The organism is Paenibacillus sp. JT22N15 (assembly GCF_059383755.1).
In genome coordinates this window covers 163,114-174,405 of sequence record NZ_JBXENV010000011.1, presented here as the reverse complement: position 1 = coordinate 174,405, position 11,292 = coordinate 163,114, and the positions used below count along the sequence as shown (strand labels likewise).

14 protein-coding genes are annotated in these 11,292 nt (G+C 43.5%); 13 read left to right on the top strand and 1 reads right to left on the bottom strand.

Annotated elements, in window-relative coordinates:
* From AC50X8_RS22125 to AC50X8_RS22065, 13 genes are all read left to right on the top strand, one after another.
* Entirely contained in the window at window positions 1-348 is a 348-nt protein-coding gene (locus tag AC50X8_RS22125) for a hypothetical protein (RefSeq protein ID WP_056043527.1), read from the top strand.
* A 167-nt stretch (window positions 349-515) separates the two neighbouring features.
* Window positions 516-1,007: an RHS repeat domain-containing protein gene (locus AC50X8_RS22120; protein ID WP_494881527.1), complete on the top strand. Its 492-nt coding sequence runs from the start codon at window positions 516-518 to the stop codon at window positions 1,005-1,007.
* Window positions 968-1,348 carry a hypothetical protein gene (locus tag AC50X8_RS22115; protein WP_056043532.1) on the top strand — a complete coding sequence of 127 codons (381 nt, stop codon included), beginning with the start codon at window positions 968-970 and terminating at the stop codon, window positions 1,346-1,348. Before AC50X8_RS22120 ends, AC50X8_RS22115 begins: the two co-directional genes overlap by 40 nt.
* A gap of 5 nt (window positions 1,349-1,353) precedes the next feature.
* Window positions 1,354-1,830, top strand: coding sequence for a hypothetical protein (locus tag AC50X8_RS22110; RefSeq protein ID WP_056043537.1), 477 nt, complete (start codon window positions 1,354-1,356; stop codon window positions 1,828-1,830).
* A gap of 341 nt (window positions 1,831-2,171) precedes the next feature.
* Window positions 2,172-2,585, top strand: a complete 414-nt coding sequence (locus AC50X8_RS22105) for an Imm1 family immunity protein (RefSeq protein WP_494881525.1) — start codon at window positions 2,172-2,174, stop codon at window positions 2,583-2,585.
* 21 nt (window positions 2,586-2,606) lie between these two features.
* Window positions 2,607-3,128 (top strand): MerR family transcriptional regulator, encoded by a 522-nt coding sequence (locus AC50X8_RS22100; protein WP_056043543.1) that lies wholly within the window; start codon window positions 2,607-2,609, stop codon window positions 3,126-3,128.
* Complete coding sequence (locus AC50X8_RS22095) at window positions 3,125-3,379, top strand: hypothetical protein (RefSeq protein WP_494881523.1); 255 nt, start codon at window positions 3,125-3,127, stop codon at window positions 3,377-3,379. The genes AC50X8_RS22100 and AC50X8_RS22095 overlap by 4 nt, the downstream gene beginning before the upstream one ends.
* Before the next feature lie 273 nt (window positions 3,380-3,652).
* Window positions 3,653-4,381: an ABC transporter ATP-binding protein gene (locus tag AC50X8_RS22090; protein WP_494881521.1), complete on the top strand. Its 729-nt coding sequence runs from the start codon at window positions 3,653-3,655 to the stop codon at window positions 4,379-4,381.
* 31 nt (window positions 4,382-4,412) lie between these two features.
* Window positions 4,413-4,616, top strand: a complete 204-nt coding sequence (locus tag AC50X8_RS22085; RefSeq protein ID WP_046229097.1) for a hypothetical protein — start codon at window positions 4,413-4,415, stop codon at window positions 4,614-4,616.
* Between the two features lie 29 nt (window positions 4,617-4,645).
* The gene (locus AC50X8_RS22080; protein ID WP_056043552.1) at window positions 4,646-5,569 is read left to right on the top strand and encodes a polyprenyl synthetase family protein; all 924 of its coding nucleotides are present in this window, start codon (window positions 4,646-4,648) and stop codon (window positions 5,567-5,569) included.
* Between the two features lie 123 nt (window positions 5,570-5,692).
* On the top strand, window positions 5,693-5,866 hold the full coding sequence (gene comX, locus AC50X8_RS22075; RefSeq protein ID WP_155973652.1) for a competence pheromone ComX: 174 nt from the start codon (window positions 5,693-5,695) through the stop codon (window positions 5,864-5,866).
* A gap of 33 nt (window positions 5,867-5,899) precedes the next feature.
* On the top strand, window positions 5,900-8,296 hold the full coding sequence (locus AC50X8_RS22070) for a sensor histidine kinase (protein ID WP_056043556.1): 2,397 nt from the start codon (window positions 5,900-5,902) through the stop codon (window positions 8,294-8,296).
* A complete protein-coding gene (locus AC50X8_RS22065; RefSeq protein WP_046229099.1) occupies window positions 8,274-8,930 on the top strand; it encodes a response regulator transcription factor in 657 nt (218 codons plus the stop codon). Before AC50X8_RS22070 ends, AC50X8_RS22065 begins: the two co-directional genes overlap by 23 nt.
* Before the next feature lie 287 nt (window positions 8,931-9,217).
* Here AC50X8_RS22065 and AC50X8_RS22060 read toward each other — a convergent pair whose 3' ends face one another.
* A complete protein-coding gene (locus tag AC50X8_RS22060; RefSeq protein ID WP_494881519.1) occupies window positions 9,218-11,152 on the bottom strand; it encodes an ABC-F family ATP-binding cassette domain-containing protein in 1,935 nt (644 codons plus the stop codon).
* Window positions 11,153-11,292: the final 140 nt, after the last annotated feature.

Below are 11,292 nucleotides of genomic sequence, written 5' to 3'. Positions count from 1 at the left end.
ATGACTTTAATCACTGTAATATTACAATCTGAAGCAAGCAGTAGTTTAATGATTTTGATTAAGAAACATACAGGTTTAGGATTTTCAGAAATAAAATCATGTATTAATAATAAGCTGCCTTTGATGACAGCTAACTATGTGAATAATGATGAAATGCAAAAAATGAAAAATTTAGTAGAGGAGTTAGTCGTCCATAACAAAGAGTTTGAAATTTTTGAGCAGAATGGAAGCTATACTGAGATACTACCCTTAAAACACTTTATGAATAGTTTTGGAATGTCTAAACAAATTGCAGAAGATAGAGAACGAATAGATGATTTATTAATTCCTGAAGATGATGAGAGTTAATTATTAACGCAAATGAAATAGTGTGAAAAGAAGATTGCCCTATGACATTAACTTGTTTGCATAGGGCAGTCTTTTTTGTAATGGTAAGTTCTATTACAAAATTTCGGATGGTAACACCATAAGTGCGCATATCGGTGACATGACGCGGCGAGACGAAGGCTTATTTTGTGTATGGAGCGGAAGGGCTAATCGGGCGGGAAGACAGCATGGGCCGCTACCAGAGCTATCACTATGATCTGCGTGGAAGCACGACGCTGCTGACTGATGAGAACGTACGCGTGACAGACCATTATACGTACGGATTGTACGGAGAGCGGGAGCATCACGAAGGGACAACGCGGCAGCCGTTTTGCTATAATGGACGAGACGGCGTCATGACCAATCCGAACGGCCTTTACTACATGCGGGCGCGGTATTATCATACCGGCATCAAGCGGTTTTTGAACCGGGATGTGCTGCGTGGAAGCATTTTAGAAGGGCAGACCTTTAACCGGTTTGGGTATGTGAATGGCGATCCGGTGAGTTTGATTGATCCGTTTGGGTTAGAGGCAATGAGTGAGTGCTCCAAGGGGAAGGCTAAAGATAAAGCTGTAGTAATTACTCTTAAGTTTGATAAAAAATGCCTAAAAACTATTTTGAAAGAAAGGCAAAAAAATTAAAAGAACTAGGGGATCAAGGTTTATTATACAAAGCTCAAAATCCAGTATCTAGAGACCCTAATATAACAAAACAATATCGACAAGACATGATAAAGAGAATATGGAAACAATACGGCAAGGGAAATCCTGTTTTTGCTAAAAAATTAATTAAAAGAATAACTAGTGATATGCAGCCGGATCATGTTTGGGAATTACAATTAGGTGGGCCTGATACTGTTAAGAATTTAAAATTTTTAGATACATTTACGAACTGGCATATAGGTGTTAAGCAAATTAGACCGCAGATTCGAGACTTGCCTACAGGTACAAAAATTAAAATTAAAATTGATATGGGAGGGTAAGAAAAATGGACGAAAAATTACTATCTATTATTAGAAAGTTGAGAGGAAATTTGCTGGATGAACCCGAAAGTATAATCTATGCTGAAATAAATGAAGGTAATACAAAAATTATTACAGATAACGATTATCTTAAAGATTATTATGATTTTTTAAGGGAAGCTGATGGTGCACGATGTGGAATGTTCGACCTGTGGTCATTTGGAGAGTTATCAAAGCATCAATTTCGTATATCTGATTTCTCTGGAGCAGAAGAAAAATGGATTGAAATTGGACAGGTTTTATATGAACCGGTAGTAATTAATAAAGAATCTGGACAAGTATACCTCTTCAATCAAGAAGAACCTGATACTGAAGGGAGAGACCTAGGATCTGTAAGTGATTTTCTGGCCAATTATGTATTCGGTCCCCAATACGGTGAGTTAGTACCGAATGCTGATTCTGAAGAATGGTATCTATTCCTTAAGAAGAATTTACCGTTGTAGTTGTAAAGCGGATAATTCTTTTCAGCCAAAAATTTAATGACAATGATCTTGGACTGTCAAGCACTAACTTTTAGATTGAGCCCGATTAAAAACTGTTTTGAGAAATTGAAATAATAATTTATAAGTCCATTCCGACTGGCAATTTGAGAAGGAATAGGCTTTTTTCTTAAATCTTACTTTTAACCGCTCTGGTCACGTGAATGGCGATCCGGTTATTTTAATTGACGCATTTGGTACCTTAGTAATAGATAGAGTCTTCTATAAAGCATGTGATTAGTACGTTGAAGAAAAATCCATTTGATAAAATAAATCTATTTAAATAAAAACATGGAGGTGCACAAATGTTTATTAAGGGACTTCATTTTGATAATTGGGTTAATGGCAGAGACAAAGGGGAATTTATACAGGATCAAAATCAAGATTTGAATTGGGGAATGATAGAGAAAATACTAACGGAGCTTAATGGGGATAACAAAACGCAGGTCGTGCTAAGCAAGGATGAAGATATTCATATGGGGATAGGTGGCGGCAATTCGGGTTTATACAATGTATATGCGAATTTCGACAATGTATCTTTTTTTAATCTATTAGATTCATCAAAATCCGAAGATAAAATCATTCAACTTGTAACAGGAGGACAGAAAGGAGATTTTTCTGCAAATAATTGCGTTGATTTGGAAACTATGCTTAAAGCTGCTAAACTATTTGCGCTAGAAGGGGAAATTAATGATCGTTTAAATTGGCAGCATGTATAATAGCTTTGAGGTGATCTAACTTTGCCATCCAAAGATACGTATTCTATTGGTGAAGCGGCTAAAATAGTCGGCTCCACCGTTAAAACGATTCGGTATTACGATGAAATCGGGCTGATTAAGCCATCCCTTCATACAGAAGGAGGCCATCGCCTTTATATAGCAAAGGACTTATGGAGGCTGGAGCTAATCTCTACGCTTCGTTTCCTGAATTTCGGAATACCGGATATCCGTAAGCTGATGAGTGGGGAATTGGGTATGGATCAGGCGCTCGACTTGCAGATTGAAGCGTTGGAAACCCAGGTATATACGCTGAATGCCATGCTTTCGATTTTGCATCAGGCGAAGCAGCACGAAACCGAAACCAAAGCTTCCGGTGATACTAGGCAATCTCTTGGTTACGTATCAAGCCTAGTTGAGTCGCTTACGGCAAATGCTGAAAGGCGGAAACAATTCGTTTCCGCCAAAATGGATGAATCCCGTCTGCTGGAAGGCATTCCACAGGAGTGGAGAGACCGCTGGCATGGAACGAGCTTCAGAAAATGATAGGTGATCCTGAGTATTTAGCCGATCTGGCTCGCTGCGAGCTCCCCTTTTTCACAATGGTCCACCATCCGCAGGTGCAGGCGGAAATCTGGGTCAAGAAAATGGAACAAATCCACGTCCGGGCTTCCGAAGCTTTGAAAAAACAGTGGCCAGCGCAGCCCTTCAGTGAAACCGATGCGAGTAGTTTTTCGTTAGCTGAAAAAGTAACTTCCTCTGTCATGCTTCGTTATACTTTGTCTGGCTGTTTATAAAGAAGAAAGGCATCAGCGATCGTCCATTCTGAAAATGAATCGTTAAAACCTTACATGTCAAGTCACATTGTTGAGCTTTACTCCAATAAATCTGTTAAAATCCCAGCAAAAGTTGCGGAACCGCAATAAACTTGCGGTCGTAATTGCGTTTTTTTACGGTGAAATTACCGTTCATATGGGGTAAGGTTATAAGACAAGCAGTGGTTGCCGGCAGAAGATCAGAGAAACGGGGTTATGCCATAACGTCTTATCAATCAGGGAGGCGACAATTAGGTGAGAAGGACAATGATTAAGGTAGACTCGGTATGTAAAGCTTATGGCTCAAATCAGGCAGTCGATAATATTTCCTTGCGGATAAAAGAAGGAGAGTTATTTGGCATTATTGGTACGAACGGCGCTGGAAAGACGACGCTGCTCGAAATGCTGATGGGACTGCGTCAGCCCGACAAGGGACAAATCGAGGTGCTTGGCATTAATCCGGCTGTAGAAGCAACTGAGCTTCAGGAGCATATTGGCCTTCATTTGCAAAGTATATCGCTGGTGGATAAGCTGAGTGTGAGGGAGGCGCTGGAAATGTTCCGTTCCTTCTATAAATGTTCAACTGAAATGGAAGAGATTATTGACCGCTTTGGTTTGGAAAGCTACTTGGATCGTCCAGTTAGGCGTCTATCTGGTGGCTGGCGGCAGCGTGTGGCACTGGCGATTTCTGTCGTCAACAACCCAAAGATTATTTTTCTGGACGAACCGACTACCGGGCTGGACATGCAGGCGAGAGAAGAATATTGGTCCATCATATTGGAGCTCAAGCGCCAAGGGAAAACGATTGTTTTGTCCTGCCATGATATGGGGGAAATGCAGCATCATTGTGATCGCATTGCCGTGCTGCGCCAAGGAAATTTAGTGAAATGCGATACCCCAAAGCGATTAATTTCGCAAATTCCAGCCGGTGGTTTAACGATGGAAGCCGTATATGTCCATTTTGCTTACGCGGGAGCCGTGTAACAGCAGCAGTTGGAAGGAGGGCTTAACATTCATGAACCGGGATCGTGACACCACAGGCCCATTTGTCAATCGTGCCGACATGCTCAGGAAACGAATGGAAATGATCGCTGTGCTGGTGAACCGAATAAACGAGGAGGAGATGGAACAGGAGCGGCTAAATTCAAAGAGGAAGGCGGGTATTATTTCTAATATATTGAAAAATGTTGGTACGTTTTTACTCCATCGTGTAAAATAGAAAAATCTTGAAACGATGGGGGTCTAAAGTTGGAGGACTGTGTACCTAAAATCGAATTTGAAATGCGAGAGATGGTCAAACGCCATTTTACAGTTGATTCTTTAATTCAGTACGCCTATTTATTTTTAATGGACCGGCTGAATGAGCAGCTTCCTTTTGGACGTTTGACCGTGCTTCACTACCGGATGTTCGGCGGTGAAGGGGCGGCAGTATATCGTGCGGCGGCAGCCGTTGAATTTCTTATTTTAGCGACCGATATATTCGATGATTTACAGGATCAGGATGCGCCAAAGCAGGCCTGGTCTGAAGCTCCTCTGCCTATAGCGCTGCATCTTGCAGCCGCTTTTTTGACCCTTTCGCAGCAAGCGATGATGGATTCTGAATTCGATAGCTCCCATGTGCAAACAACAATGAAAATGATGAACCTTCAACTCCTGCAAGCGGCCAATGGGCAAATGATGGATTTGATGAACGCTGTATCAGATGAACACTCTTATTTTCAATCCATTAAGCAAAAGTCGGCAGCCTTGATCGTTCATGCGTGCATGACAGGCGTTATGCTGACCGGTCGAGGCTGGCATCCGATTGTTGCGGAGTATGCCGTTGAGGTAGGAATGGCGGCTCAAATTAAAAATGACATTCGTGATCTGCTTCGCTGGGATGAGAAAAATGACTTTTTGCAGCGGAAGAAGACGCTTCTTACTTTGTACATGCTTGAGGATGCTGTAGATCAGCATAATTGGATCAGGGATTATTTTGAAGGTCGCTTGAATGAGGCTGATGTAGCTGATAAGCGCGGACTGTTTGAGGAAGCGTATGAAAAATCCGGCGCCATGCTGTACGGCTTAGTTGTGATGCGTACACATTATAACCGTTTTATGGAGCTCATGGAATCGGTTCCTGAAGTGGCCGTGCACAAGGAAATGCTGTTAAGCATATTGGCTAAAGAATAGCTTCGCCATAACACCGCAATGGTAGTTGCGGTAAATACGAACTAGATTTGCGTTTGCTTACCTATCATTTCCTGCTATAGTTATCTACAGAAAGACCTTTACACATTCCAAGGAGGAGTTCCAGTGTTGAAAGAATATATTCGTTCTTTAGCCAAAGACTCGCAATTGATGGATTTAGCAATAAGCGGGAACTTGCAAATGGCTGGAGTAACTCCAGCGGAGAAAAAAGCGATTTTTGAAACCCTGAGCATTCAAGCAGATAAGAAAGATAATTACCAAATGGTCTACTGGACATAAGGTAATGCGCTGCATGAATTTAGGGGGAGAAAGATGAAGCTGTTGCGCTCAAGGAATCTATTGCTTTTTCTCTTCCTGAGTGGATTATTCGCTTTACTTGGTTACCTTACAGTCGTTATCATTAGCGATCCGTTTATTGGTATAGTGACTGTGAAAAATTCGCAAGGTGAATACTTGGTAGAGTCGCTTGAGCCAGCAGGACAAGCTGTTTTGAAGGGTATTCAACTTGGGGATGTTATTGATGAAGTTAATGGAAAGCCAGCTGGACAAAATGTTAATATCATCAAGTTTTCTTCCGTAGAGAGAGTTGAGAGCATTGTCGTTAGTGAAAAAGCTGGCGAACAAAGGCTAGTGACTTTCAATCGAGGTTGGAACGGTGATCATACAGGTTTGGAGCTGCTCATTCAGCTTTATATTCCATGGGCTTCCCTGTTGTTGTTTCTGGGGCTATCCACCTTCCTGTATAGGAAAAGGAAAAATGATAATGCTGCCATTATGCTCATATTGTTTTTCTTGGCGATTGGGCTGAGTTACTTTTCTTCAGCCGCAGCCTATCGTAATGATTTGGTAGGCGTTACCGTCATGTATGCAGTCATTCCATTTGTAGCTATTTTGTTCCTGCTATTTATGAATATGTACCTGCGAAGATATGGCATGATTTTTATTAGCCCTAAGCTAATATGGTATCTGTCGGTAGCTTTCAGTATTGTTTCCTTGTTTTGCCTCGTCTATATTTGGACGAATTTTATTCCGGAGAAAGTATTTCTAAACGCTAGAATGGTATATCATGCCACACTGATAGTCGGGAATTTCATTTGTGTCTATCAGTTGTTTAGGAAGTACTTTTATTATCGGAGTAGCAGGTTCAACTCTTTATTCAAAATAACGCTAACCTCGCATTTGGTTGCTTTTACTCCATTTACGACGATGAATTTATTGCCGTTGTTGGGAGGAAACATTCAAATTTTGCCGGCGGCGTTCACAGCACCGTTTTTGTTCGTGCTGCCGATCGTTTACTTTTATTTATTAACATCCAACCAATTGTTTGATGTTGATTTTATATTGACCCGCTTTAAGTATTATACATTGCTGTCCTTGTTGCCAGCACTTATCGTTACATTGGCGTTTGCTGCGATTGTAAGTGGGGACGTTGTATTCTCTTGGGTCAGATGGCTTCAAATCTTTATCGTTAGTTACGTTGTTATGACCCTGTTTCTTTATTCCAAGGAGCAGATTGATCATAAATTTCGTCCCAAGCTTTTTAAAGCCATGTACAGCTACCAAGACAGCCTCGATCGTTTCTCACGCAAAATTGCACGAGTCATGAAACGGGATGATCTGGAGATGGTGCTGAAAGAAGAAATTGGGGCATTGCTTCCGGCTAGCCGAATTGATTTTCTCATTGTAGACCAGATCGAAGCAGTGGTTAACCCGGTAGGAGAGAAGGAAGACGAGCAGAGTACAGCTATTTTTCTGCTGCAAGTGTCTGATTCGCTTCAAGTCGGGGAAGTCGTTGAGTTGCCTCATGGTCTGGGACTAGTTATTGGCTGCCAGAAGTCAAAGCAGTACATCGTATGGATTGGCTCCAAAACCAACCATACCCGCTTCAATTCAGATGAGCTTCGTTGGCTCAAGACGCTTGCGAATTATGCAAGTATCGTGTTTGAAAACTTATATCTGATTGAAAGCTTAATCGAGGATTTGGAATCTGAGGTTAAGAAAGAGCAGGCGACAACACCTTGGATTTTAAGATTGTTGTTTTGCCTCTCGGAAAATGAACGGCGGAAGCTTGCAGCAGATCTTCATGACTCTGCGCTTCAAGACCAGTTATTGTGGTACCGTAGGCTGGAAGCACTCATGCTGGACCATCCGATTACGGAAAAGCTTGAAGTCGAGCTTGACGAAATCAAAGAAGGGCTGCTTGATGTCATCCATCAAATTCGGGAAACCTGCAATGAGTTAAGACCGCCGCTGCTTAAGGAAATGGGCATTGTTGAAGCATTGGAGTCGATTATTGAGCATACGCAAATGAGAAACAATTTTGCGGTGGATTTTCGGGCCAAGCCTTTCGACAACCTGCTTAACGAAGAGCAGATTACAGCGATTTATCGCATTGTCCAAGAGTTGCTTCGCAATGCTGATAAGCATGCGCGTGCCAATCTGGTCACGCTAGAATTAGAGCAGCGAACAAACATGGTTTATTTTCACTATAAGGACGATGGGGTCGGCATGGATGTCGATTATATGGAGGCTTCTTTCGAGCATATGGGTTTATCCGGTATTAAAGAAAGAGTCGCTAGCCTTGAAGGTGAAATAACATTCCGGTCGAAACGTGGAAAAGGTCTTGAGGTCATTATAATATTGCCGCAAAATATGACGACTGGCCGATCGGAAAGGGGTTTGCTGCGTGATTCGTATCTTATTAGTTGATGATCATCCATCTGTTGGAGAAGGCACCAAAACGATGATTGAACAAGATCCTGAAATGAAGGTGACGGTTGTATTATCGGCCATGGAAGCACTGGATGCGATTAGCAACGAAGGCTTTGACATTATTTTATGTGACTTGAACATGCCAGGCATTAGCGGTCTTGAGCTTGCAAAACGTTTGATTCAGCAGGATCCAGATCGCAAAGTGCTTATATATACTGGGTATGAAATTAGTACGCACTATAATTTATTGATTGAATGCGGCGTTTCCGGCTTTATCTCTAAGACGGTCTCGCGAGAACAGCTGCATAACGCCATTCGATGCGCTATGCGAGGGGAAGCGGTTATTCCGATTTCACTACTCAAGCAGCTGCGACGCAACGAAGTCAAAATTACGCGTGCTGAGAAGGTAATTGAAGAAGTATCGATCAAAGAACGCGATCAGGATATTTTGCAGCAGGTCGCGTACGGCAATAGCAACAAAGATATTGCCATTAAGCTGCATATGAGTCAGCGTACTGTAGAGTACCATCTAACCCGGATATTTGAAAAGCTTAACGTTAGGTCCCGATCGGAAGCGATCGCTGAGGCAAAACGGCTTGGTATTATCCGACTTGAGCAATTTGTCCCTTGAGTTTTACCGTCGCTGCCTATATATTCGATAGGCAATGACATTTCTATATTGGGATAGCTGCGGCAATATTTGCAAGCTGCAGTCACTTGATCCCCTCAGTAATACCCTAAAATTGGTTTCCCTCTCAATGCTTGCGCTTTTATAGCGCAAGCATCTTTTTATATTTTTTAATGACCGCGTTTACCAGCACTATTTTTATATAAAAAAGAACATTAACCAATTCATCTAGCTTGTGAATGGTTAATGCTCTGCTAAGTTATTCTAAAGAGGAAGTGATGTAGCGGATATTATTCACTAAGCGTTTCCCATTGCTCATAGGCTTCGCTTAATGCGATGCGCTTCTGGTCGATTTGCGACTGGATTTCCTGGATCCGCATGTAATCGTTGAAAATAGCAGGGTCTGTCAGCTGAAGCTCCAAATCCGCAATGGCTTGCTCCAAGTCGGCAATATCAGCTTCTACCTGCTCCAGCTTGCGCTGACGGCTGCGTTCTTCTCGCTTTGCCTGCTTGTCCAGCGCGTAATCGCTAACGTTGTCAGAAGACGCAGCTGCTTTATTGCTTGATGCAGCCCGCTTAGCCGCTTCCTCCAGCCGCGCTTCTTCGAGTTCATGCTTTTTCTCTATCATTTCGTCATAATTTCCTAGGAAATGTTCGGTGCCCGCCGGTGTCAGTTCGACAATACGCTCCGCCATTTTATTAAGGAAATATCGGTCATGAGAAATAAAGAGCAGCGTGCCTTCGTAATCGAGCAAAGCGGATTCCAGCACTTCCTTGCTGTATAAATCCAAATGGTTGGTAGGCTCGTCCAAAATGAGCACATTGGCTTGAGCCAGCATGAGCTTTGCTAGTGATACGCGAGCCTTCTCGCCGCCACTGAGCGCCGAAATGCGTTTGAGCACATCTTCGCCGCTGAATAGAAAGCTGCCAAGAACAGTCCGAATACGGGACTCCTCCATATGGGGGTATAGCCCCCAAACCTCTTCCAGTACGGTATTGATCTGATTAAGTCCGGTATGCTCCTGATCGTAATATCCGAGCTTGACGTTCGAGCCCCAGGCGATGCTGCCGCTCGAAGGCTGGCGCTGGCCGACAATCGTCTTGAGCAATGTCGATTTGCCAATGCCGTTAGGCCCGATAAGAGCTACCGTCTCGCCACGCTGCAAGCGGAAGGAGACATGCTGAAACAAGGGCTTGTTTTTCTCGTCGAACAGCACGGATAAATCGGACACCTGCAGCACATCTTTGCCGGTTTGGCGCTCAATTTGGAACGTGAAATTAGCTTTCTTTAAATCGCCCAGCGGTTTGTCGAGCACGTCCATTTTGTCGAGCGCTTTACGGCGGCTCTGAGCGCGTTTCGTAGTCGAGGCACGGACAATGTTGCGCTGAATGAACTGCTCCATCTTGGCGATTTCGTCCTGCTGCTTCTCAAACTGCTTTAAATCGCTTTCGTATTCTGCAGCCTTCAGGTCAATATAGCGGCTGTAGTTGCCAGTATACCGTTTAGCGGAATGCCGTTCGATTTCGACAATCGTCTGCACAAGCGCATCAAGGAAATAGCGGTCATGAGAAACGACAAGGATGGCGCCAGAATAGCTGCGTAAGTAACCTTCGAGCCAAGTGAGCGTCGGAATATCCAAATAGTTGGTCGGCTCATCGAGCATGAGTAAATCAGGCGCTTGAAGCAAAATACGGGCGAGTGCCAGCCTCGTCTTCTGACCGCCGCTCAGCGTATGGATAGGTGTATCCGGCGGAAAAGTACCGAAGCCCATGCCGTGGAGAACGCTGTTGATGCGCGTATTGATTTCAAAGCCGCCTTGCTCGCGGAACCAGTCGGAGCGGCGGGAATAGCGGTCGAGCACCTCTTCATATCGCTTCGGCTGTTCATGCAGCGCAGGATCAGCAATTTGCTGCTCCAGATCGCGCAGCTCCTGCTCGGCCTCCAGCAAATGAGCGAACACGGCGCGCATTTCGGCTTCAATGGTGCGGTCGGATTGCAGGCCGCTGTTTTGAGCCAAATAGCCGAGCCGCGTTTCCTTGGCCTTGTGGATGGCGCCGGAGTCGAAAGACAGCTCTCCGGCAATGATTTTTAACAGTGTGGACTTGCCGGCGCCATTGACGCCAACGAGCCCGATGCGTTCGCGTTCAAGCACCTGCATCGTAATGTTTGATAATATGGGATCTACACCGTAGCTTTTACTTATATTAGAAACTTGAAGCAGCATGAAAAATACCTCCAACGAATAATTGCTTAGCTTTCGCTTGCTTGCTGTTTCATTATATATTACCACAAATGCAAGCCGCCATTGGCGAAAGTTGCATAACAATGGTAAACTGAACATAATCGAAATTGAGGAATTGGAAA